Below are 23,101 nucleotides of genomic sequence, written 5' to 3' on the forward strand. Positions count from 1 at the left end.
CTGCAATTCGATTACAGTCGCGAATGTGCATCCCCCAGGATGCCGGACCATTTTTCTACCTTCTCGCGGATATCATCCAGTTTGAACGGTTTACTGATATAATCCTTCATACCGGCTTCCAGCGTTCTCTCACGGTCGCCAGGCAGTGCATTGGCGGTCATGGCAATAATAACAGGTATATGTTTGCCTTCATTTCCGCTGATGATCTTTTCCGTGGCCTCAAGGCCGTCCATTTCCGGCATCATCACATCCATAAATACAATATCGTATTTTTTATTCCGTACCGCTTCCACGGCTTCGCGGCCGTTTTTCACGAGGTCTGAAACAAGCCCTATTTTGTCAAACATCCTTTTGATCAGCTTCTGGTTGATCTCATTGTCTTCTGCAACAAGAATAGCCAGCGTTGCCGGTACAGGCATATCAAGCATTTCCTGCACGGTTGCGGTATTGTCGGCCAGCTGCAATGGTTCGCTATTGGTTACAGCGCCGATTCTGATATCGAAAATAAAATCTGACCCGTCTCCATAACGGCTTTGTATGGTGATATTGCCGCCCATTAATTCCACCAGCCGCTGGCAGATCACCAGCCCCAGGCCGGTACCGCCGTACTTACGTGTGGTAGAAGAGTCCACCTGCGAAAACGCACTGAATAATTTATGCAGCTTATCCTCCGGAATCCCTATTCCGGTATCCTTTACAATAAACTGAAGATGATGTTCGTCTTTCTCACTATTGAGCTTCCTGATCAGAACAGCTATTTCGCCTTTCTCTGTAAACTTAACCGCATTGGAGAGCAGGTTAAGCATGATCTGTTTTAGTCTTACACCATCGCCCTTCACAAGCGCCGGCACATCATCGTCTATTTTATATCCAACTTTCAAACCCTTTTCCCGCACTTTTACCGAGAGCAGCTGTACGCAGTTGTCGAGCACGTCCTGTATGGAGAACGGCACTGATTCAAGTTCTATCTTGTTGGCTTCTATCTTGGAGAAATCGAGAATGTCGTTGATCAGCGAAAGCAGCGTTTCCCCGCTGGTACGGATGGTTTCGGTATAGTCTCTTTGTTCGCTGCTCAGCGTTGTTTCCGTGAGCAGGCTGGTCATACCGATGATCCCGTTCAGCGGCGTACGGATCTCATGACTCATATTTGCAAGGAAGCTCGATTTGGCCTCGCTTTGCTCTTCCGCTATTTTTCTTTTTTCTGCAAGTTCTATATTCAGCAATCGCAGTTGTTCCTGGGCTTCATATTCGGCTGTTACATCTGTAAACACCCAGAGCCGGCCTTTGACATTTTCAGAAACCGTGGGCGAAGAATCCACACTGAGTACTTTCAATGCCGGGGTCCTGAAAATCCATTTCCAGCCGCGCACTACCTGATCGGGTTTGCTGAACAGGTCCAGGCTTTGCTGCATGATCTCACCCTTGTTAACAGCGCTGGTACGCAGATTCTGCATGGCAGCGGCTACAATATGGGGTGCATTATTCTGTTTAGGTATGGCCAGTAAGGAAGCGGCTGTTGCATTTACCCAGGCTCTTTTACCGGCATCATCTGCAAATACGATGGCCTGTGGTACGGTTTCGAGAATTGCATTGAACCGGGTGCCCAGCTCGTCAATCGCGTAATAGGTGCGGATCAGCATCACCACCGATCTCAACCCAAGCAATGCATGATCCAGAAAGATATCGAACCCGGGATCATTCACATCCAGCTTATCGCTGATCTGTAATGCAAACACGGAATGAAAATCATCCGCCGATGCGGGAATCCAGATAGTTGTATGTCCGTCTCCGGGGTAAAGCTTCGTGTTCCGGTCTTTTCTGATTACATCTGCCCCGATCAGTGTATCAATGTCATGGGCATGGGCATAATCGCCCTGCAACTTCGGGTCACTGGAATAAAGCACCGTTGCCGTTAAGCTGTCTTCCTGCCATATAAAAGAGATCTTTTCCGCATGCGCATATTGCAGTATCAGCGCTGCGGTCTGCGTATAAAGATGCGAAATATCTTTCTCCCATTTAATAGCATACAGACCCGAGAGAAACCCGAGTGCTTCCTGCTGCCAGTTAATAGGTAAAGCTGTTCGCTCCATGTTTATAAAAATTGCCTGATGGCGTCAATAACCTGTCCGGGTGCACTGATATGCGGAAAATGCCCTGTTGCACTCACATGCACCAATTTACTGCTCCTGATATGTTCATGCAGGTAATCGGCTACCTGGTCGGGCACCGCGATATCTTCCGTTGAGTGGATCAGCAAGGTATCATGCTGCAGCCTGGGCAGATCGGCACGATGATCCGACTGAAAAATAGCGCGCACAACAGACTGTGCTATATCCGGCCTGATGGATGCCAGCGTACGGGCAAAGTTTTCGGCAAGATGCGGACGATCTGCATTCTGCATGGCCAGGTTGGCAAAGCCACTCACCCAGGCAAAATAATTGTTGGACATTGCCTGGTAAAGATTGTCCAGGTCTTCCTGGGTAAATCCGCCATAATAACCCGTATCCGTATCGTTCAGGTAACGCGGTGATGCGCCAACCAGTGCCATTTTTGAAAAATATTCCGGCTTTTCATTGGCCGCCAGTACGGAGGTCATACCGCCTACGGAATGACTGATCGAGATTGCATTTTTCAGTTCAAACTCCTGACAGATGGCCAGCAGGTCTGTGGCATAACTGTTAATACTTCTGTATTTGTTGGGACTGAATGCTTCCGGATCTGCGCTTCCCGCGCCAACCGTATCGTACATGATCAGGCGGTACTGGTCTTTAAAAGCTTCCGCCACAGCGTTCCAGGCCGTCTGGTCAGTTCCGAAACCATGTGTAAAAATGATGGTCTGCAAAGAAGGATCATCATTCAGGATATGGATATTGTTTTTTGTAACGGTCCTTAAGGTCATTGTGGTCTTAAGCTGTTTCCGGACAAATTACGGGAACTTATCACATATAAAAAATTTTTAACCGCCCGTAAAAGGCATTTCTTTTCCCGGGATATATCCTAAAAACCATTGCCGCAAGCAACTTATTTGAAGATTAACATTATCTGGAGTAGGTTTGCATTCCGGTAACCGGTTCATCTAAACGGTAATATTATGAGTTTCCGCAATTTTAAAATGGTAAGTTACGTGGTGTATGGCCGCGGAAGTTTCAACCAGCTCGACGAGATCCTGGCTCCGCAGCGAAAAGGGGATGCGCCGATGGTGTTCCTGCTCGATCATTTTTTTGAGGGCAAGCCGCTGGCAGGCAGGATCCCGCTTCGCGGAAAAGACAAACTCATTTTTGCCGATGTTACCTATGAACCAAAGACAACCCAGGTAGATGCACTGGCAGCGCAGCTGAAAGAAGAATTCGGTACTATCAGCGGTGTGATCGGCATCGGCGGCGGATCAGTGATGGATCTTGCCAAAGCCGTATCACTCATGATGACCAACCCGGGTTCTTCGGCTGATTACCAGGGCTGGGACCTGGTGAAAGTACCAGGCGTTTACAAGGCAGGTATCCCCACATTAAGCGGAACCGGTGCCGAAGTAAGCAGAACAACGGTACTCACAGGACCAACGCGCAAGCTGGGTATGAACAGCGATTTCACACCATTCGATCAGATCGTTTTAGATCCGGAGCTAACCAAAGATGCGCCGGCCAACCAGCGTTTTTATACAGGCATGGACTGTTATATCCACTGCATCGAAAGTTTGCAGGGAACTTATATCAATGAATTCAGCAAAAGCTATGGCGAAAAAGCGTTACAGCTTTGCCAGGAGATCTATGTACACAGGAACAGCTGGGATGAAGAGTGCGATGACAAGCTGATGATGGCATCTTACGCGGGCGGCATGAGCATTGCTTATTCGCAGGTAGGTGTGGCGCATGCCGTGAGCTATGGTCTTTCTTACCTGTTAGGTACCAAACACGGTATCGGCAACTGTATTGTGATGAACCACCTGGAAGAATATTACCCGGAAGGCGTAAAAGAGTTTAAATTCATGGTGGAAAAAAATAACATCGATATCCCGAAAGGTATCTGCAGCGGCTTAACAGATGAGCAGTTCGATACCATGATCAATGTATCGATGGGCATGAAGCCATTATGGGAAAATGCGCTGGGGAAAAACTGGGAGCAGATCATGACCCGGGAAAAACTAAGAACTTTATACGAAAAATTATAAGCGAAAGCAGGCTGCAGACCATAGCCTGCTTTTCTATATAAATCCATTCAATTTATTTATAAAACCATACCGCTACTTTGAAGTTTACAGATTTAGGCCTTGACGAAAGACTGCTGGAGGGCATCGATGCCATGGGTTATGAAACAGCAACCCCGGTGCAGCAACAGGTAATTGTTCCTATACTGGAAGGCAAGGACATTATTGCTTCGGCACAAACCGGAACCGGGAAAACGGCGGCATTTTTACTTCCGCTGATACACCAGTTACTTACGCATCCGCACGAAACACATGATATCAATGCCATGATCATCGTTCCTACACGGGAACTGGCTATCCAGATCGCGGAAACGATGGAAGGGCTTTCCTATTTTACTTCCGTAAGCTCTATTGCAGTATATGGCGGTGGCGATGGAACATCCTTTGCAACGGAAAAGAAAGCGCTCACACAAGGCGTTGATGTAGTGATCTGTACACCCGGCCGGATGATCGCCCACCTGAACATGGGTTATGTAAAACTGAAAGGTCTGCGCTACCTGGTGCTCGACGAGGCAGACCGTATGCTGGACATGGGTTTTAATGATGATATCATGAAGATCATCTCCTTCCTTCCGCGCGATCGCCAGAACCTGCTTTTCTCGGCAACCATGCCGCCGAAAATGCGCGAAATGGCCCGTAAGATCCTTCATGAGCCGGTGGAGATCAACATTGCAGTATCAAAACCGCCGGAGAAGATCATACAGAAAGCATTTATTGTTTACGATGCGCAGAAAGTAGCCATCATAAAAGATATACTCAGCACCAAATCGTTCCAGCGGGCAATTGTATTCTGCTCCAAAAAACAGAATGTAAAGCAACTGAGCCAGGAACTGAAGCGCGCTAAACTTTCTATCGAACAGATCCATTCAGATCTCGAACAGTCACAGCGCGAACAGGTATTGCAGGATTACCGTAACAAGAAGATCAAAATACTCGTGGCCACGGATATCCTCAGCAGGGGCATTGATATTGAAGATATCGACCTTGTGATCAACTTCGACGTACCGAACGATGGCGAAGACTATATCCACCGCATAGGCCGTACCGCTCGCGCAGAAAGCACAGGCACCGCCTTTACGCTTGTAAGTGAAAAGGAGCAGAACAAACTGGCACAGATTGAAGTACTGCTTGGACAACCTGTACCCAAAGGCAATGTGCCGGAAGAGTTCGGACCAACACCCGAATATAATCCCCGCAAACCAAGAAGCGGATCAGGAGGCGGCGGCGGAAAGAAAAGATTTTCCAGACAACGAAAACAGCAGTAGGCCATATGACCATACGGTGACAATGACGATTGCAAAAAAAAGCAATTTGCCCGCCGAAAAATGGTCATATGCTAAAGCCCTTACTCTGCTTCATTTTCAGCGGATTGCTGATCGTGCTCCATGCGCAACGTCCTAAAAACCCTTCCGATACCGCTTTGCTCAACCTGATACAGGAACAGAGCTTTTTATATACCTGGAACCAGGCGCACCCTGTCAGCGGTATGGCCCGTGAAAAAGCAGGCAGCGATACCGTTAACACCGGCGCTTCGGGTTTTTCTGTCCTGGCTACGATCGTTGGCGTGGAAAGAAAATGGGTGAAGAGAGATTCTGCAGCGTTAAAGCTGATCAGGATGACCAGATTCCTTTACCAGCAGGCAACCGCTTACCATGGAATATTCCCCAGGCAGATGAACGGCATTACCGGGCAGCTTGTTGCAACGAGCCGTAAAGACGATGGGAGCGACCTTGTAGAAACCGCATATCTTTTTGAAGGACTGCTTTGTGCAAGAGAATATTTTAACCAGAACACAAGGGCAGAATCAGACCTGCGCAACCGGATTACAGCCTTGTGGAATGAAGCGGAATGGAATTTCCATACAAAAGACGGTGCTAAAGAAGTGCTGTACCGCAACTGGAGTCCGAATAACGGCTTCGGTACCAATGCAGAACTTCGCGGCTGGAAAGAAGGCCTGATGACCTATATCCTTGCGGCAGCTTCACCACAGTACAGCATTCCGGCGAACGTATACCACAAAGGCTGGGCAGCCGGGCCGGATTTCAAAAACACAAAATCCTATTTCAATATAAAACCGGCGCTGGGTGGTAATTATGTTGGTCCGCTCAACTGGTTCCGGTATCCGTTTATGGCATTGAACCCGAAAGGACTTAAAGACATCTATGCCGACTACTGGCAGCAGCATAAAAAACACCTGCTCATTCATTACAATTATGTGCTGGAGAACCCGAGACAATTCATGGGTTACGATTCGCTGAACTGGGGAATCGGTGCGGGTGACAGCTACAGGGGATTCCGAAATGCATCACCGCTGGCAGACGACGGTACCATTACCATTGCAGCAACAGTAGCAGCACTTCCTTATATGCCGAAAGAAGCCATGGCAACCCTGCATCATATCTATAACAATCTTGGCGATAGTCTCTGGGGGAAATACGGACTTTACGATGGGTATAACCAGACACAGGGCTGGTATTCGAAAAATTATATTGTCAGCAATGAAGCAATAATCGCAGTGATGATAGAAAACTATCGCAGCGGGCTGATCTGGAATACATTCATGCAGATCCCTGAGATCAGAACAGGTCTTAAAAAACTCGGTTTCAACTCTCCTTCGATCCCGGCAGAGAAATCGGCAGTGAAAAAATAAGCTGGCCGCTATTGCAACACCAGGCAGCTGATGCGTACATCTTCGCTGCCATCCTGTTGTATCACCAGTTCTTCATTCCGGGTGCACAGCGGCAGCAGTTTTGCGATGAAAGGCCGGGCCATGAGCCGCTGGGGTGTGGTTAGTAAAATGGGTGTGCCGTTGTTCAGGAATTTTGCAAGCACACCATATAAAACTTCAAATTCAGCGGGATCATAATTGATATCGCTGAGCAGTAAAACATCTGCCCTTGTTGTTTCAGGAAGATGATGCCAGTTGAGTAATTCACAGCGCACATTATTGAAACGGTTCAGCTGCGTGGAGCGTTGCATTAGTTCCACCGCTTCGGGCAGGTAATCGCTGCAGCAGACTTCAGAAGCGGATAAAGCTGCAACCATCGATGGAAGCCCTACGCCGGCAGCCAGTTCCAGTACGCGTTTGCCGGCAACATATTCATTGTTTTCAACGATGAACCGCGAAAGTGCATAAGCGGAAGGCCAGAGCCTGGCCCAGTAAGGGAATGCTGCCGAAGGGTCGCGGTTATAAATAAGCCGTACTTCTTCTTCGTCAGGAACTAACAGGTTTACAGTTTTATCCTGCCAGGTAAAACAAACATTCTTCACCGGGTACATCATGTTTCAAAGATACCGCCGCTTATGCGTTATCCTCTTTTTTACGTGCGGGCTTTTTAAACCTGAAGATCTGTTTCCCAAGATCGGGCTGGTTATCGCCAAGCAGCAGTCCGAAAGGCTGCAGGCCATCGATGCGGTCAAAGATAACCTTGGCAATCGCCGTGATGGGTATGGAAAGGAACATGCCGGATATACCCCAGAGTGCACCGCCGATAAATACCACAAGAATTGAAATGAATGCGTTGATCTTTACTTTCGATGCAACAATGCGCGGCACTACGATATTATTATCTATAAACTGGTTAAAGAGATAAAGCGCAACAACCCAGATAACCTGATTGGGGTTACCGGTGGCCAGAGCTATGATCACGGGTAATGCAATGGCGATGATGCCGCCGATATATGGGATCAGGTTGAGCAATGCCCCCAGTATCCCCAGCAGTATCGCGTATTTAACACCAATGATCAGTAACCCGCCGGCATTCATAACGGCAACGATCACCATTTCAATAAGCAGCCCGGCGAGATAGCTTTGTATCAGCACTTTTGTTTCCTGCAGCACTTCGGCTACAACGGTATGTTGTCTTTTATCGAACAGCGACGCCACAAACTGCAGCAGCAATGGCTTGTAAAAAAGAATAGTGAACATATATACCGGCATCAGGAACAGCATGGCCAGCACGCCGGTGATCGAACCCAGGGTCTGACCAATTACGGCAGTTCCGTTGCCCATACTATCTTTCTTTACATTATTCACCCATTGATCGATCTGCGGCCTGGCTACATTGAAGGTGCGCGATACCCAGTTCAGGATATCGTTGAACATGCTTTCAAAGTTTTTCTTGAACTGGGGGAAAGTATCTGCGAACATCGAAAGCTGGATCCCGATAAAATATAATAATCCCAGCACTGCCAGGAATGATACCGCCAGCACGATCAGGATCGCCAAAGGCCTGTTCAGTCCGCGCCCGCATAAAAAATTAATGGCCGGATTGAGCAGGATCGCAAATACAAGAGAAAAAACAACCGGCGTCAGTACATCCCGGCCGATATAAATAATATAGAAGAACCCGATCAGCCCTAATATTACCTGTGACAGTTTACTGTAAAGCGGAAGATCGATGCTGCGTGACAAACGGGATAAGGGCATAATCAGTATTGGTCTTTATGACACTTTATGATTAAAAAAACTATGCCATGCATAGCCGGTTATTTCATTTATTTTAGCGTGGCGTGAAAAAAGATTCTGATGAAAAAAACAAAGGGAACACTTGAAAAAATAATACTGCCGCTGATCAACGATAACCGTTCAGTCGGCGTGCTGCTATTACTGTGCACCTGCTGTTCGCTGCTCATTGCCAATCTTCCCGCAGGAGCCGCCTACCTTGATTTCTGGGCTTCAGGGTCAGATCTGCTGCATCGTTTGCACCTGCCGCATACGCTGCATCATTTTATCAATGACGGCCTGATGACGATCTTTTTTTTCCTCGCCGGCATGGAAATAAAAAGCGAGTTGAAAACAGGTGCACTTGCATCAGCGAAGAGCGCTGCATTGCCTGTTGCCGCAGCCATCGGCGGAATGCTGGTGCCGGCATTGTTCTTTACCTTATTTAACAAGGGAACTGATTTCATTGGCGGCTGGGCTATTCCTGCTTCTACGGATATCGCTTTTTCACTGGGCGTTGCCGCATTACTGGGTAAACGGGTGCCGGTTGCATTAAAAGTATTCCTTACAGCCCTTGCCATTATAGACGATCTTGGCGCCATCATTATCATTGCACTTTTCTATGGCGAGCCGGTTAAGCTCTTATTTTTGCTGCTGGCCGCATTAGCCGTCCTGGCATTCTGGTACCTCAACAAACGCAAACGCAGCTTCAACTGGTTGCACCTGCTGCTGGCACTGATGCTCTGGTATTTTGTTTACAATTCAGGTATTCACGCAACGGTGGCGGGCGTTATTGTTGCGTTTATGGTTCCGCAAAACCAGTTGCCGCGGTTTCAGCATGCACTGCATCACCCGGTTAATTTCCTCGTGATGCCGGTTTTTGCATTAGCCAATACTGCCATTATTTTTCCCGAACAGGCTGCACAGGCATTGAATAATAGTCTTTCCTGGGGCATTATGCTCGGACTGGTGGCGGGCAAACCCGTCGGGATCTTTATTTCATCGTGGCTGATGATCAGGAACAAACTGGCCGTTTTACCGGCAGGCGTTAACTACCGCCAGCTGGCTGGTGCGGGCATGCTGGCCGGGATCGGCTTTACCATGTCCATTTTTGTGGCAACACTTGCATTCAGCGATGTAATGGCACAGGATATTGCCAAGATGGCCGTTCTGGCCGCTTCGTTTTTATCGATGATTCTTGGTTTTACCTGGCTGCGTTTCTTTTCCCATCAGACTCAGAGACGCAGGTAAGCCGCTACCTGTAAAATATTATTGCTGGTACGCACCGATCCGCGGCCGGAAACAAACTGGTTCATATAACCGATCTCAAGATCTGCCTTGGGCGAGAAGCGGTATCCGAAAGAGCCGTAAGCCCGGTTCTGATCAAAGAACTTGCCGTTTACTGCTGCAGCATCCCCGATATTGAACATGATCTCGTTCTGCAGTGAAATAAATGTGCCCTGTGTAAACTGCTGCACCGGCTTTAACGGAAATATGCCTCGCGCGAAATAACGTAGCCGCTGCGCAAAGCTGGTTCCATCTGTTTTCAGTGCATTATTCGCAACTATGCTATTCGCGATAAATCTTTGCTCCAGGCGGAACCTGTGTTGTAACGAAGTAGCATGACCTCCGATCTTAAAAGACTGGTTGATGATATATTGCTCCCAGATGCGGTGCTCCGGCGACCAGCCGCTTACTGTACCGATTGTTCTGCTGTTGTTGATAAACGCATACCCGATGGTTGCAACCTGGTTCTTGTTCACCTTATAATTCAGTCCCGGGCGCAGCAGTATGGTCTGCACACGCTGCAGCTTATCACTGCTTCTCACCTGTCCGTCGAAGTGAAGGCTAAACCTGTTATCCAGTTTTGTAGTACTGAAAACAGCTCCCCAGCCGCTGAAAGGGCGGCTGGTCTGCGCCTGGGCTTGCTGAAAAACAAAAACCGTTGCGATCAATAATAAATACTTTCTCATATGACTCATCTATATCCGTTTAATAACGGCAAGATAAGTGCTTCTGCATGGATGAACAATTCAGCGGCACAACTCTCATCCCATTTTTAATCTGGTCAATTTTTTAATACTTATTTTTAATATTCATTCATCAAGCTGTTCATATGAAAAAACTTCTTTTTGTTTTATCCGCAGTTTCGCTGTTTGCCTGTAAGCAAAAGCCTGCGGACAATGCCGCTGCGGCGGAAAAAGATCCGCATTCGCTGGCAGACCCATCCAAAGCAGTGGTGCAGCACCTCGACCTGGATATAAAAGTGGATTTTGCCACAAAAGAAATTGGCGGAAAAGCATCCTGGACAGTAAAGAACATCACGGGCGCCGATTCTGTGATCTTCGATACCTGGAAGCTCAATGTACAGAAAGTGACGATCGGCAGGGAAGAGCGACCGACCACATTTTCATTTGGCGATGAAGTGCCTGTTCTCGGCAGGGCATTGCGTGTGAAGATCGACACGGGAACTTCCGTTGTGAATATTTATTACACCAGTTCGCCTGATGCCGGTGCCGTACAATGGCTTACCGCACAACAGACCGCCGGAAAACAAAAGCCATTCCTGTTCACGCAATCCGAACCTATTCTTGCGCGCAGCTGGATTCCCTGCCAGGATGGGCCGGGCGTTCGCTTTACTTACAATGCAACCGTTACCGTTCCTTCAGACCTGATGGCGGTAATGAGCGCAGAAAATCCGCAGCAGAAAACAGCGGATGGCGTATATCATTTTAAACAATCGCATGCCATTCCTTCTTACCTGCTGGCACTCGCCGTTGGCGATCTCGCCTTCAAAGCCATCGATGCACGTACCGGTGTATATGCAGAGCCTTCCGTAGTAAACAAAGCGGCATGGGAATTTGCAGACATGGGTAAGATGGTTGATGCGGCGGAGAAGCTCTACGGGCCTTACCGCTGGGGACGTTACGATGTGCTCGTACTGCCTCCGAGTTTCCCTTACGGCGGTATGGAAAACCCCAACCTGACCTTTGCAACACCCACCGTTATTGCAGGCGATCGTTCACTGGTAAGCCTTATTGCACATGAGCTGGCTCACAGCTGGAGCGGCAACCTGGTTACCAATGCCAACTGGAACAACATGTGGCTGAACGAAGGGTTCACCACTTATTTCGAGCGCAGGATCGTGGAAGCTTTATATGGTAAGGACGAAGCAAAAATGCAGGAAGTCCTCGGCAGACAGGTGCTCGACAAAACCATTGCCGAAATGGGCGCAACCAACCCCGACTCCCGCCTGAAAGTTGATTTTACCGGCCGTGATCCAGACCAGGCTACCGGCCAGATCGCTTATGAAAAAGGTTATGCGTTTTTGCGTACGCTGGAAGAAACCGCAGGTCGTGAAAAATTTGACGCTTTTCTGAAAAAGAATTTCGATGATCATGCATTCCAGTCGCGCAACACCGAGCAATTTCTCGCAGACGTAAATAAAGATCTTGCCGGCGGCGATACCAGTTTTGCACGAAAAGCCATGATACAGCAATGGGTATATGAACCAGGCATTCCTTCAAATATTCCGTCTGTCTCATCTGCCGCCTTCAATACCATCGATACACTGATCAGCAAATGGACTGCAGATAAACAAACCGCAGGGCTGCATCAGAAAATAAAATCAGCCAATGAATTGCTGTATTTCCTTACCCATCTGCCGGAGGTTAATATCACCGATATGACCGCGCTGGATAAAGAGTTTGGCTTCACCAATTCCGGTAATGCCGAAGTGCAGAGTAAATGGTATGTGTTAAGCATCCGCAACAGCTATAAACCTGCTTATCCTAAAATAGAGCAGTTTCTCGGCAGCGTAGGGCGCCGCAAGCTGATTGTTCCTTTATACAAGGAAGCCGTAAAAAACCCGGAGAATAAACAATGGGCAACTACTATTTACAAAAAAGCAAGACTGAACTATCATCCTGTTACCTACAATACGGTTGATGAAGTTCTGAAATAGTTAAAACAGAAAAGCCGCATGAACTGCGGCTTTTCTGTTTCAGATCAATACATTTTTTTCTCTTCCAGCCATAGTGCCAGTTCTTTTTTAATGGCTTCGCCGATGATCTGCTGGTTTTTGGCATCTTTCAGAAATTCATGGCTGGCTTCATTATCGCCGATCTCAAGCAGTACGCGGTAAGGCGCAGTGTTTACCTGTGCATCAAGGCTGTAAAAAGCACGTTTCCCCGTTGCCTGGCTGCGGTAATCGTTACGTCCGGTAGTGCTGTCCAGCAGAACACCACGGTTCTCTAATGTGGTAGCTGCCGCAACCGCTTTTACCAGGCGAGCTGCGAGCTCACGGTTCGCACTTTCATAAGCATCTCCGTAATGAATATAGCCCCAGATAGCGTGACGCTTTGTTCCGCCGTTATTATGCAGGGCAATGAACACATCTGGTTTCTTTTTGTTGGATTCTTTCAGCTCATACGCGTAACCTGATATTTGTCCATCTATTACTGCAGTAGTGTGTTCCACCACAGTATTGCTTCCGCGGTCGGGATGATGTACACCTGCAACACCCAGGCTCCACACTTTATGTTCTTTTAATTTAGGAGCCGTTGCCATAGCAGCTTCTGCAATACCGTTACATACGGCAGCTTCACTGAAATCTTTTCCGGTGTCTGTCTGGTGCGATGGCTGCCACACAATTACAGGCTTCTTTTTTACAGGCAACCCGCTGCAGAGTACAACGAGCAGGATAAACAGGGAGGACTTTTTCATATAGGCTTTGTTAGTGCCCCGAAAATAATCAGAAGCAGAATACCAGTTGTTAGTTTTCGGGCTGGTATAGTTTTTTATGAATACCGTATATGAGAAATTTTTTATTGACCAGCCTGGTCGCACTCGGCTTTTTTACTGCCTGCAATAACGAAATCAAAAAGGAACAACAGGTTTCTGAAAGAGACCTGAGCATTACACGTGTAAATGCTTATAACGATCTTTTCCTGGATACCGCAGCAGTCAACACATTTATCACAAAGGAACAAATGGAGCCCGCACTGGCCAACCGTTTTCGCAGTTTTTACAACCGCCGCAATTTCCAGTTTGCATGGCTGGCCAGCGACGGACTTACGGAACAGGCACGCAGTTTCTGGAATGCGGTTAATTATAAGCAGGACTCTGCCCTTGAAGACAAAAAACTGAAGGCAGAAATGAAAGACCTCTGGAGCAGTTCCACCCAGGCCAGCGCGTCTGACAAGGATAATATCCGTACCGAGTTATTACTCACTAAATATTTCATGAACTATATGCTCACGAATTATGAGCAGGGTACGGTAAAGAAGAAAGACCTGGAAAGTCTTGTGCCGAGGAAAAAGGAACCCGTGATCGTTCTCGCAGATTCGTTTGTTTCGAAAAAAGCGGTGAACAATGAATACGAAGCGGCCAACAGTTCATATAAATTACTGAAAGACCAGCTGGCATTATATGTAGGAATTGCCAAAAAAGGAGGCTGGCAATTGTTTTCCGTGCCGGCCGGAAAGAAATTCAAAAAAAATGGCTCGGACCCATTAATCCCGGTGATCAAAAAACACCTCGCGCTTACAGGTGATATGGCAGCCGGAGATACCACTGCTGTATTCAACGAACCATTGGAAGCAGGCATTAAAAGTTACCAGGCACGGATGGGCTATAAACCGGATGGCGTGATCTCTCCGGCAATCATTAAGGAAATGAATGTGCCTGTGAACAAAAGAATCCAGCAGCTGGTGATCAATCTGGACCGTATGCGCTGGCTGCCTGATGGCGATAACGGCAAACTGATCGTTACCAATATCCCCGAATTCAAAGTACATGTGTACGATGGAAGCCGCCAGGAATTTGAGATGCCCGTAGTTGTGGGAAAAGATGGCCACAATACCGTGATCTTTACCGGCACATTAAGCCAGGTAGTGTTCTCGCCTTACTGGAATGTTCCGCCAAGCATTGTAAAGAACGAGATCTTACCTAAGATGAACAGTGATAAAAGCTACCTGGATCAGGAAGATATGGAAGTGGTGAGCGAATCGGGAGGCTTACCCGTGATCAGGCAGCGGCCCGGTCCTAAGAACTCGCTGGGTAAAGTAAAGTTCCTCTTTCCGAACGATTTCAATATTTATTTCCACGACACACCGGCGAAAAGTTTATTCAGTCAGGACCAGCGCGCGTTCAGTCATGGCTGCATCAGGCTCAGTGACCCTGTTAAAATGGCCAATTATCTTTTGAAGGATGATGCAGGCTGGGACGCTGCTAAAATCAACGCGGCCATGAATGCGGGTAAAGAAAAAACGGTTGAACTGAAAACAAAGATCCCGGTGCTTATTACCTATTATACTGCATGGGTGGATGCTGCCGGCAAACTGAATTTCAGGGATGATATCTACGGTCACGATGCTGCCGTTGCGCATAAGATGTTTACTAACCCGTTGTGATTCTGCAACGTCTTTATACACAAAGGCTGCATTATTCATGCAGCCTTTTTATTTTCCGTATTTATCTTTATGCAGCAATCCCGAATATATGCCGAGTTTTGGAGAAAAAGTGATCCGGTTTTATCGTCGCCTGGAATTCAGGGAACAGCTTCCCGCTGGCATCCGTGTTATTAATCCATTTGAAGACAACCGGGAAACCATGCGGATCATGTCTGAGTTCTACAGGAAATTTTATAACGACAATGAAAAAAGACACCTGATCCTCGGCATCAATCCCGGCCGTTTCGGCGCAGCCGTTACAGGCATTCCCTTCACAGATACTTCGCGCTTACAGGATTACTGCGGCATCAGCTACAACGGTAAACCTTCTTATGAAACGTCTTCCGTTTTTGTATATGAGATGATCAACGCGTTTGGCGGCACACCGCATTTCTGCAGGCATTTTTACATCAATTCCATGTTTCCGCTGGCCATTACAAAAAGCACGAAAGATGGCAAAGAAGTCAATTATAATTATTACGATAGTCCCGAACTGAAAGCCATTACCCGCACTGCGATCATTGAAAACATCCGGAAACAGATCAGCCTGGGAACTTATACGGATACCTGCATCTGCTTCGGCACAGGCAAAAATGAAAAAGTGCTGCAGGAGCTGAACAGCCGTGAAAAATTCTTCCGGCAGATCATTCCCCTGGAGCACCCGAGGTATATCATGCAGTATAAGTTAAAACAGAAGCAGGCATACATCGATAAATACCTGCGTGTTTTTGAAACGCTGATCTAACGGTAAGCCTGTTTCAGTTTTTTCCTGATCTTTTTCTTTACTGCATCCGTTGTAAATGCATGATCGATCGCTTCGAGGTTACAGTGAAGCAACTCTTTCTTCGTCCACCCGAAAATCCGGTTTAAGCTTTTGTATTCATCTGTCAGTGTTACATCGGATATGGTTCTTCCATCCGTATTCACACCCAGTGAAACGCCGGCCTTATACAATTTGCCGATCACATGATCTTCAGGACTTTGATAAATATTGGTCTGGTAATTGCTTTTCGGGCAAACCTCCAGGTGTATGTTTTTTTTTATGATCCTTCTGATCACCGTGCTGTCTTCGATACTTCTTACCCCATGGCCGATGCGCGAAGGTTTCAGCAGATCCAGGGTTTCGCGTACGCTTTCCGCACCTTTCGCCTCTCCTGCATGAGCAGTACACCCGATATTTTGGCGGTGTGCGTATTCGAATGCTTCAATATGATTGGTGAGCGGATAACCGGCTTCATCCGCAGCAATATCGAAACCAACCACCGTTGTTCCTTTAAACTGCGCAGCCAGTTTTGCCGTTTGCAGGCTCTGTTCTTTTGTAAAATGCCTGAGCGTGCAGAGGATCAGTCCGGCTTCTATGCCTGTTGATCTCATTCCTTCGCGCATGGCGCTGTCTGCAGTTGCCACCACTTCTTCGGGCGTTAATCCTTTATAAATATGCTGCAGTGGTGCAAACCTGATCTCTGCATAAATAACGTTATCCGCTTTCAGTTGTCTGAACAGGTCGAGCGTTACCAGACGTAACTGTTCGCGGGTCTGCATCAGCTCAAATCCTTTAACGGCTCGCAGAATATAATCTGCCAGGTTCAGACATTTACCGGGTGCCTGAAAAGAATCGCGGTACATTTCAGGCGTAACCGCCGGATTCAATTGCTGCACCACTTCGTAACTCAATGAGCAATCGAGGTGAAGATGAAGCTCTACTTTGGGTAATACAGCAAACTCTTTTTGTGCATGCGCAATGGCGGAAAAGAAAACCAGAAGTAAACCGACCGCGAGGCTTTTGATGATTGTGTTCATGGTAAATTGCAGATTGATTAACTTTCTCTTCAATATAAATACCGGCGCGGGACATTTGTCCTGCCACCAGCACAATGATCAGAACCAACCCAAAGCTCCTTACTATTATCGATAACTGGCTGCAAAACCGGCCGGAAGAAATCGGCCATCGCAGTTTTACGGCCGGGGAGCGGCTGGTATTCCAGGACGAGCAGATCAGATTTGTTTATATCATGCAGAGCGGACTGGCAAAATGTTTTATTACGGAAGAGAATGGCCGCGATTATATTCTCGAATTCTTCGGCGAAGGCGAGATCATGGGCGAGCTGGAGCTGATCACGGGCAAGGGAAGTTTGTCCAATGTAGCTGCCATCACCGATCTTACGACATTCCGGGTAAGAGCAGCTTTTTTTACCGCAGAGCTCGCCGGTAACCGCGAACTGGCACAGCTCATTATGGAACAGCTGGCCATCCGACTGGAGCAAACCGCTATGCGCGCTTCTTACCAGCAGATCTACCCGCTGGAATACAACCTTCTTAAGTTGCTTTACCTCTCTTCCGAGCAGGAGTTGCAGCTCTCCAAGCGGGATATTGCCGATTATCTCGCCATTTCTATCCGCAGCCTGAACCGGGCATTAAAAGAACTCAGAAACCGCAATATTATTAATCCGGATAGCTATAATGCGATCATTTCAAGAGAACAGCTGGCACAGGTACTACAGGAATTTGACCGGTTGATCTGATCAAAGACGCAATATCCCGCAGAAATTACCGCAGGTTTGCGTATTTTAGAACGCCAACTATTACCAAATTTCAAAACCCCATCATGACCCGAAACAAACTAACTGTGCTTGGCCTGGTTATCCTGCTGTTGCAGGCATGTTCAGGAACCAGGCAGGCACAACAACCGGCCGCAGCCACCCAACCTCCTGTAAAAGGCAGTGCCGAAAGAGAGTTCCGCGCAGCCTGGATTGCTACGGTAGCCAATATCAACTGGCCCAGCAAACCTGGTTTATCCAGCCAGGAGCAGCAGCGCGAAGCCATCGAACAGCTCGATTACCTGCAAACCCATCATTTCAACGCGGTGATCCTGCAGGTAAGACCACAGGCAGATGCCCTTTACAAAAGCGAACTGGAACCCTGGTCTTATTTTCTTACCGGCCAGCAGGGAAAAGCACCCGAGCCATTATATGATCCGCTCGAATTCTGGGTGAAGGAAGCGCACGACAGGGGAATGGAACTGCATGTATGGCTCAACCCTTACCGTGCCCATCATGTTTCCGGTAAAGAGATCAGCGCGCAATCGGTTGTGAAAACGAATCCTGAAATGGTTGTTAAACTGAAAGAAGGTTACTGGTGGATGGACCCCGCACAAAAAGCCACACAGGATCGTACTTCTGCCGTTGTAAAAGACCTGGTAAAACGTTATGATATCGATGGTGTTCACTTTGATGATTATTTCTATCCTTATCCTTCCTATAACGGGGATGAAGATTTCCCGGATAATGCCAGCTGGACTGCTTACCAGGCAGCAGGTGGAAAATTGTCGCGCGCAGACTGGCGCAGGGAAAGCGTAAACATACTGATAGAGCGCCTGTACAAAGAGATCAAGGCAGAAAAGAAACATGTGAAATTCGGCCTGAGTCCGTTCGGTATCTGGCGCCCGGGTTACCCGGCTTCTGTTGAAGGGCTTGACCAGTACGACAAACTCTATGCAGATGCCAAACTCTGGCTCAACAAAGGCTGGATCGATTATTTCACGCCGCAGCTCTACTGGACCATCAACGATATTCCGCATAGTTTTCCTGTATTGCTGGGCTGGTGGAGTGAAGAGAATACCCTGAAAAGGCATTTATGGCCGGGCATCAATGTAGGCAGGGACACTGCTTACAAAACAGTGAACGAAATCCTGAGCCAGATCATGATCACAAGGGGTATGCAACCCGAAAGCAAGGGCGTTGTACACTGGAGTCTTTCATCTGACATGAAAAACACGGTGCTCTCCAAATCCTTGCTGGCGGGACCATACAAACGTGAAGCACTTGTTCCGGCAAGCCCCTGGCTCGATGATAAAGCACCGGAAGCTCCAACCGCAACAAAAACCGATAAGGGCGATAAAGTTGTTATCAATCTCTCACACGCCAACAGTGCAGACATATTCCGCTGGGTGGTTTACTACCAGTATGGTAATAAATGGGATTACAGGATCCTGAACCGGAATGAACTTTCACTGGAGCTGGCCAGACAAACCGGCGACAAAACAAAACAGAACCTCGGTAAAATCGCCGTTACGGCTGTAGACAGGGTTGGAAACGAAAGTGCAAGATTTGAAGTACAGTAATATTCCTATTGTTTTTAGAAAAGCGAATGAACTGAACATCATTCGCTTTTTTTATTTCATGATGACACCAAAATACATAATATATTATTCATATTTGTTTTTGTATATTGGTGCTCCGATGAAAGAAGCGCAAAACAACGGGCGGCAAAATGCAGCTCCCATACAGGGAATTGCGAACCAGTTGCAGGGTACCGGAGGTAGTAGTCTGCCGGCTGTTCCCGTGTTCCGGCAGCATTCGTTCACGGGCGGTTTGCCGGAAAGCGATAAGCCGGTTCAGCGCACCGTAAACAGTGACTGGGCCGCAGCTGATGTTGTTGATCACCTGGCAACAGCTGAAGGCTGGGATCTTGAAAAATTTGAGCCGGATAGTTTAACGGAAGCGATAGAATCTTTTGTTGAAAGCGATACTGATTTTGATATTGCCGATGTTGTTGAACGTCTGGATAAGATCAAAGAAGATCTTTTGAATGGCGATATGGAAGAAGAGAGCGAGGATGAAGAATATGATCCCAAAAACGAGTGGTCTCCACAGATACCAAGAAATGATTACCAGACAAGGAAGGTTGATGGCACTACCTACAAATTATTTAATGATGGAAAAGGAAGCCTTGATAATTCCAAAGGTTTCGAGTCAACAGGCCTGGCTGCAGAAACCGTAGACATCAGGAATTCCAGCATATTCAAGAACAACAGCCTGAAAGCAAGCCGATACCTGCATTTCAAGGCCTCCAACGAACTTGCCGGCAATAAAGGGATAGGAGGCCTTCCTCCAACCGGTTATACCTGGCATCACCGGATAGAAACCGGACTTATGCAACTGATTCCCCGCAAACTGCATGCTGCCTTCTTCCACAGAGGTGGTTTTGCAGAGTGGGGCTCTTAAATTAAATACCTATGAAATGGACAGCATACCTGTTTGCAACACAGCCTGCCTTTGATGAAGCCGGATTCAATGCATGGGCAGCCCAGCTGGGTCTGCATTTCCCCGAAGCCTATGTTGAACTGCTCCGTAACCACCAGGGAATGGTTCCTGAAGCAGGTTTATTCCGTTATAATGATTCCCGCAGGGAGAATATGACCGTTATGGGACCGCTGTTTCATTTTGCTCTTGACAATAGTGAACAGGAGAGTTACCGGCTGGGCTCAACTCCATATAAACAATTGCCGGCCGGCATCGTTCCGTTTTCAGAAGATCCGGGAGGTTTTCCGATCGCTTTTGATTTCAGGAAAAACGCGAGAACACCGGCCATTGTACTCGTTGATACCGAAAAGCCGGTTATTATCAGGGTTGCTGAAGATTTTGAAAGTTTTATCAACGGGCTTTTTGCAGATGAATAAGCTGTTTCTATCGATCCGTTTCCTTCTTTTCGTCAATTCATACCTGCAAACAGCCTTTTGGTGTATCGTTTTTCCCGCTGGCGGTGGGTAGTGATAGGTTTGTGTCTCAAACTTACAATCATGAACCTGATCCTAACTGCCATCGCATCTTTGCTTTTCTTTTTAGGCGCAAGCGCTCAGCAACTGAGCGGCAGCGTATCTGACCAGCTCAGCAAAGCTCCTTTACCAAACGCTTCTGTTCAGCTTACCAATGCTAAAGATTCAACCCTGGTTTTGAGAACAACCACCGATACCAAAGGTCGTTTCTCTTTCCGCGTTGCGGCCGATAACCGTTACAACCTGAAAGTTGAATATACCGGTTACCAGACCTTAACGCAGAACGGCATTCTGCCCGGTACCCCGCTGACGCTTGCCATGCAGCTTGAGAACAAGCAGCTGCAGGGTGTTACCGTATCGGCCACCGCACAGAAGCCGTTTATTACCATGGCCGCGGATAAAATGACATTGAATGTAGCCAACAGCCCCATTGCTGCCGGCGGAAATGCATACGATGTGATCCTGAGAGCTCCGGGCTTAACCGAGCAGAACAACAGCCTGAACCTGAACGGTAAGTCTGTGAATGTACTCATCGATGGCCGCCCCGCCAACCTTACCGGCGAGCAGCTGAAGACCATGCTTTCCAATATGCCGGCCGCCGGTATCAGTAAGGTGGAAGTGATGAGCAATCCTTCTGCACGTTATGATGCACAGGGTGCCAGTATTATCAATATCATTCTCGCAAAAAACCAGAATTTCGGCGTAAACGGAACTTTCACACAGGGTGTGGGCATCGGCAATTACCTGCGTGGTAACAGCGGCCTGAGCCTGAACTACCGCAACAGGAATGTGAATGTGTACGGCAGTTACGACTACATGCATATCAAACAGAAATCACAGATCAATTCTTCCCGTTTTCTCAGCGCTTCCAGCCATATCGAAACCGAAGAAACGGAAATCCGCAACAGGAATAACCATGCTTACAAGCTTGGCCTCGATTACGATATCAGCAAAAGAAGCAGCGCGGGTATCCTGGTGAAGGGTTTTACCAATTACCAGGACAGGGATGTGACCAACAGGGCTGTTATCGATCAGCTCAGTCTGCCTGATTCGTCTTCTGTGGTTCGTACAAGCGGAAAAGCAAGGTTCTTCAACCCGTCTGTTAACGTATATTTCAAAACCACGTTAGATTCTGCAGGTAAAAAAGAATTATCACTGAATGCAGATTATTTCAACTACAACAAAAGATGGTCTGACGATTTCAATACACGTTATTATGATGGTACCGGCACAGAATACCAGGTTCCGTTTATCCTGATGAACAATTCACCGGCCAATAACAATATCACCACTTTTACAGCAGACTATTCAGAAACATCCCGCTTCGGCAAATGGGAAGCTGGTGTAAAAACGGCATTTACGAAAACAGATAACGATGTTCTCTGGCAGCAGCTGGAAAACAACACCTGGAAGACAGATGCGGGTAAAACCAATCATTTCATCTTCAGGGAAAATATCGGCGCAGCTTATGTAACCCTTGCCAAAACCATCAAGAAACTCAGTCTGCAGGCGGGTTTGCGTTTAGAGCATACAGAGTCGGAAGGCTTTTCAGTAACACTCAACCAGGTTAACAAGAACAATTACACCAACCTGTTCCCGAACCTTTCGCTGATGTATATGCAGTCTACGAAACAACAATTTGGCATCAGCTACCGTAAAAGCATTCAGCGTTTTGGTTTCGATTATGTGAATCCGTTCGTAGTTTACCAGAACCAGTATGCTTATTCACAGGGTAACCCGAATATCCAGCCGATGATCATGCACAGCATCGAATTATCGCACAGTTATAATTACAAATTATTTTCCAAGCTGAGCTATACAAGGATCAACAATGTACTTGGCCCTGTATACAGACAGGATCCTGTAAATAAAGTTGTGATCAGCTCTTATGGCAACCTTAATACCGCGGATGTGTTCAGCGGAACAGTCACTTCCATGAAAAGCTTTTTCAAAGGCCGGTGGAGTAGTGTGACTACTGCAGGTGCTTTTTACGCCCGCTACAATACAACAACAGGCGGCAGCGAGCAGAATGCGAAAGTGACCGCTATTGTATCCAGCAATAATACCGTGCTGCTGCCGGGTAAGATCAAAGCGGAAGTCAATATCATGTACCTGTCTCCGATCGCATCGGGTGTATATCAACAGAAATCGCTTTATTTTGTGAATACGGGTTTTTCTAAGAACATCCTGCAATCCAAAGGAACGCTGGCGCTGAACATTTCCGATATTTTCAATACGCAGCGTGCGCGTAATGATGTGATGTCGAACGGAGTAAACATGAGCAGCACCGTTAAACCGGATACCCGTGTTGCCAATCTGGTATTCACTTACCGTTTTGGCAACAACAAAGTGAAAGCGGCCAAAGTGCGTAAAACAAGCAATGAAGATGAAAAAACCCGCGTAGGTGCAGGTTCTTAATAAACCATTATTCAAGACAAGAGGCTGCGGTT

General features: G+C 47.4%; 19 protein-coding genes. 12 read left to right on the forward strand and 7 right to left on the reverse strand.

From position 1 onward, the window contains the following. Positions 1 to 11 precede the first annotated feature (11 nt). Both B5D42_RS07185 and B5D42_RS07190 read right to left on the reverse strand, forming a co-directional pair. The gene (locus B5D42_RS07185; RefSeq protein ID WP_078830779.1) at positions 12 to 2,090 is read right to left on the reverse strand and encodes an ATP-binding protein; all 2,079 of its coding nucleotides are present in this window, start codon (positions 2,088 to 2,090) and stop codon (positions 12 to 14) included. A 2-nt stretch (positions 2,091 to 2,092) separates the two neighbouring features. Further along, on the reverse strand, positions 2,093 to 2,899 hold the full coding sequence (locus B5D42_RS07190; RefSeq protein ID WP_078830780.1) for an alpha/beta fold hydrolase: 807 nt from the start codon (positions 2,897 to 2,899) through the stop codon (positions 2,093 to 2,095). A gap of 192 nt (positions 2,900 to 3,091) precedes the next feature. Here B5D42_RS07190 and B5D42_RS07195 point away from each other — a divergent pair, with 192 nt between their 5' ends. The 3 genes from B5D42_RS07195 to B5D42_RS07205 all read left to right on the forward strand — a co-directional run bounded on the left by B5D42_RS07195 (position 3,092) and on the right by B5D42_RS07205 (position 6,851). After that, positions 3,092 to 4,165 carry an iron-containing alcohol dehydrogenase family protein gene (locus B5D42_RS07195; RefSeq protein ID WP_078830781.1) on the forward strand — a complete coding sequence of 358 codons (1,074 nt, stop codon included), beginning with the start codon at positions 3,092 to 3,094 and terminating at the stop codon, positions 4,163 to 4,165. A 77-nt stretch (positions 4,166 to 4,242) separates the two neighbouring features. Further along, positions 4,243 to 5,466, forward strand: a complete 1,224-nt coding sequence (locus B5D42_RS07200; RefSeq protein ID WP_078830782.1) for a DEAD/DEAH box helicase — start codon at positions 4,243 to 4,245, stop codon at positions 5,464 to 5,466. Positions 5,467 to 5,534: 68 nt separating this feature from the next. After that, entirely contained in the window at positions 5,535 to 6,851 is a 1,317-nt protein-coding gene (locus B5D42_RS07205; protein ID WP_078830783.1) for a glucoamylase family protein, read from the forward strand. A gap of 8 nt (positions 6,852 to 6,859) precedes the next feature. On the opposite strand, the gene B5D42_RS07210 is transcribed toward B5D42_RS07205, so the two are convergent. Together B5D42_RS07210 and B5D42_RS07215 are read right to left on the reverse strand one after the other, a co-directional pair. After that, entirely contained in the window at positions 6,860 to 7,483 is a 624-nt protein-coding gene (locus tag B5D42_RS07210) for a class I SAM-dependent methyltransferase (RefSeq protein WP_078830784.1), read from the reverse strand. 19 nt (positions 7,484 to 7,502) lie between these two features. Next, complete coding sequence (locus B5D42_RS07215) at positions 7,503 to 8,630, reverse strand: AI-2E family transporter (protein ID WP_078830785.1); 1,128 nt, start codon at positions 8,628 to 8,630, stop codon at positions 7,503 to 7,505. A gap of 99 nt (positions 8,631 to 8,729) precedes the next feature. Here B5D42_RS07215 and nhaA point away from each other — a divergent pair, with 99 nt between their 5' ends. Beyond that, positions 8,730 to 9,896: a Na+/H+ antiporter NhaA gene (gene nhaA / locus B5D42_RS07220; RefSeq protein WP_078830786.1), complete on the forward strand. Its 1,167-nt coding sequence runs from the start codon at positions 8,730 to 8,732 to the stop codon at positions 9,894 to 9,896. Here nhaA and B5D42_RS07225 read toward each other — a convergent pair. Continuing rightward, positions 9,881 to 10,618, reverse strand: coding sequence for a DUF2490 domain-containing protein (locus B5D42_RS07225; protein ID WP_176112936.1), 738 nt, complete (start codon positions 10,616 to 10,618; stop codon positions 9,881 to 9,883). The genes nhaA and B5D42_RS07225 overlap by 16 nt on opposite strands. A 143-nt stretch (positions 10,619 to 10,761) precedes the next feature. Between B5D42_RS07225 and B5D42_RS07230 the strand changes: the two genes are divergently transcribed. Next, positions 10,762 to 12,609, forward strand: a complete 1,848-nt coding sequence (locus B5D42_RS07230) for a M1 family metallopeptidase (protein ID WP_078830788.1) — start codon at positions 10,762 to 10,764, stop codon at positions 12,607 to 12,609. Positions 12,610 to 12,653: 44 nt separating this feature from the next. Here the strand turns inward: B5D42_RS07230 and B5D42_RS07235 are convergent, their stop codons facing one another. Continuing rightward, a complete protein-coding gene (locus B5D42_RS07235; RefSeq protein WP_139367031.1) occupies positions 12,654 to 13,370 on the reverse strand; it encodes an N-acetylmuramoyl-L-alanine amidase in 717 nt (238 codons plus the stop codon). 89 nt (positions 13,371 to 13,459) lie between these two features. On the opposite strand from B5D42_RS07235, the gene B5D42_RS07240 reads away from it, so the two are divergent. Together B5D42_RS07240 and B5D42_RS07245 are read left to right on the forward strand one after the other, a co-directional pair. Next, positions 13,460 to 15,058, forward strand: a complete 1,599-nt coding sequence (locus tag B5D42_RS07240; protein WP_078830790.1) for a L,D-transpeptidase family protein — start codon at positions 13,460 to 13,462, stop codon at positions 15,056 to 15,058. Positions 15,059 to 15,146: 88 nt separating this feature from the next. Then, a complete protein-coding gene (locus tag B5D42_RS07245) occupies positions 15,147 to 15,842 on the forward strand; it encodes a uracil-DNA glycosylase family protein (protein ID WP_078830985.1) in 696 nt (231 codons plus the stop codon). Here B5D42_RS07245 and add read toward each other — a convergent pair. Beyond that, the gene (gene add, locus B5D42_RS07250) at positions 15,839 to 16,897 is read right to left on the reverse strand and encodes an adenosine deaminase (protein WP_078830984.1); all 1,059 of its coding nucleotides are present in this window, start codon (positions 16,895 to 16,897) and stop codon (positions 15,839 to 15,841) included. The two genes, B5D42_RS07245 and add, sit on opposite strands and share 4 nt — an antisense overlap. A gap of 74 nt (positions 16,898 to 16,971) precedes the next feature. Here add and B5D42_RS07255 point away from each other — a divergent pair, with 74 nt between their 5' ends. The 5 genes from B5D42_RS07255 (at position 16,972) to B5D42_RS07275 (ending at position 23,069) form a co-directional block, all read left to right on the forward strand. Next, positions 16,972 to 17,619, forward strand: a complete 648-nt coding sequence (locus B5D42_RS07255; protein ID WP_078830791.1) for a Crp/Fnr family transcriptional regulator — start codon at positions 16,972 to 16,974, stop codon at positions 17,617 to 17,619. 83 nt (positions 17,620 to 17,702) lie between these two features. Continuing rightward, positions 17,703 to 19,217, forward strand: a complete 1,515-nt coding sequence (locus B5D42_RS07260) for a glycoside hydrolase family 10-like protein (protein ID WP_078830792.1) — start codon at positions 17,703 to 17,705, stop codon at positions 19,215 to 19,217. A 118-nt stretch (positions 19,218 to 19,335) separates the two neighbouring features. Then, positions 19,336 to 20,100 carry an HNH endonuclease signature motif containing protein gene (locus tag B5D42_RS07265; RefSeq protein WP_176112937.1) on the forward strand — a complete coding sequence of 255 codons (765 nt, stop codon included), beginning with the start codon at positions 19,336 to 19,338 and terminating at the stop codon, positions 20,098 to 20,100. A gap of 11 nt (positions 20,101 to 20,111) precedes the next feature. Beyond that, positions 20,112 to 20,555, forward strand: coding sequence for an SMI1/KNR4 family protein (locus B5D42_RS07270; protein ID WP_078830794.1), 444 nt, complete (start codon positions 20,112 to 20,114; stop codon positions 20,553 to 20,555). Positions 20,556 to 20,675: 120 nt separating this feature from the next. Beyond that, on the forward strand, positions 20,676 to 23,069 hold the full coding sequence (locus tag B5D42_RS07275; RefSeq protein WP_078830795.1) for a TonB-dependent receptor: 2,394 nt from the start codon (positions 20,676 to 20,678) through the stop codon (positions 23,067 to 23,069). Positions 23,070 to 23,101 lie beyond the last annotated feature (32 nt).

The sequence above is a fragment of the Sediminibacterium ginsengisoli genome (assembly GCF_900167075.1).
Taxonomy (GTDB): Bacteria; Bacteroidota; Bacteroidia; order Chitinophagales; family Chitinophagaceae; genus Sediminibacterium; species Sediminibacterium ginsengisoli.

Coding starts and splice junctions, on each gene's coding strand:
- B5D42_RS07265 (WP_176112937.1), top strand. CDS start 19,336: ATGAAAGAAGCGCAAAACAACGGGCGGCAAAATGCAGCTCCCATACAG.
- B5D42_RS07190 (WP_078830780.1), bottom strand. CDS start 2,899: ATGACCTTAAGGACCGTTACAAAAAACAATATCCATATCCTGAATGAT.
- add (WP_078830984.1), bottom strand. CDS start 16,897: ATGAACACAATCATCAAAAGCCTCGCGGTCGGTTTACTTCTGGTTTTC.
- B5D42_RS07225 (WP_176112936.1), bottom strand. CDS start 10,618: ATGAGAAAGTATTTATTATTGATCGCAACGGTTTTTGTTTTTCAGCAA.
- B5D42_RS07205 (WP_078830783.1), top strand. CDS start 5,535: ATGCTAAAGCCCTTACTCTGCTTCATTTTCAGCGGATTGCTGATCGTG.
- B5D42_RS07255 (WP_078830791.1), top strand. CDS start 16,972: ATGATCAGAACCAACCCAAAGCTCCTTACTATTATCGATAACTGGCTG.
- B5D42_RS07210 (WP_078830784.1), bottom strand. CDS start 7,483: ATGATGTACCCGGTGAAGAATGTTTGTTTTACCTGGCAGGATAAAACT.
- B5D42_RS07275 (WP_078830795.1), top strand. CDS start 20,676: ATGAACCTGATCCTAACTGCCATCGCATCTTTGCTTTTCTTTTTAGGC.
- B5D42_RS07230 (WP_078830788.1), top strand. CDS start 10,762: ATGAAAAAACTTCTTTTTGTTTTATCCGCAGTTTCGCTGTTTGCCTGT.
- B5D42_RS07235 (WP_139367031.1), bottom strand. CDS start 13,370: ATGAAAAAGTCCTCCCTGTTTATCCTGCTCGTTGTACTCTGCAGCGGG.
- B5D42_RS07245 (WP_078830985.1), top strand. CDS start 15,147: ATGCCGAGTTTTGGAGAAAAAGTGATCCGGTTTTATCGTCGCCTGGAA.
- B5D42_RS07270 (WP_078830794.1), top strand. CDS start 20,112: ATGAAATGGACAGCATACCTGTTTGCAACACAGCCTGCCTTTGATGAA.
- B5D42_RS07260 (WP_078830792.1), top strand. CDS start 17,703: ATGACCCGAAACAAACTAACTGTGCTTGGCCTGGTTATCCTGCTGTTG.
- B5D42_RS07215 (WP_078830785.1), bottom strand. CDS start 8,630: ATGCCCTTATCCCGTTTGTCACGCAGCATCGATCTTCCGCTTTACAGT.
- B5D42_RS07240 (WP_078830790.1), top strand. CDS start 13,460: ATGAGAAATTTTTTATTGACCAGCCTGGTCGCACTCGGCTTTTTTACT.
- nhaA (WP_078830786.1), top strand. CDS start 8,730: ATGAAAAAAACAAAGGGAACACTTGAAAAAATAATACTGCCGCTGATC.
- B5D42_RS07195 (WP_078830781.1), top strand. CDS start 3,092: ATGAGTTTCCGCAATTTTAAAATGGTAAGTTACGTGGTGTATGGCCGC.
- B5D42_RS07185 (WP_078830779.1), bottom strand. CDS start 2,090: ATGGAGCGAACAGCTTTACCTATTAACTGGCAGCAGGAAGCACTCGGG.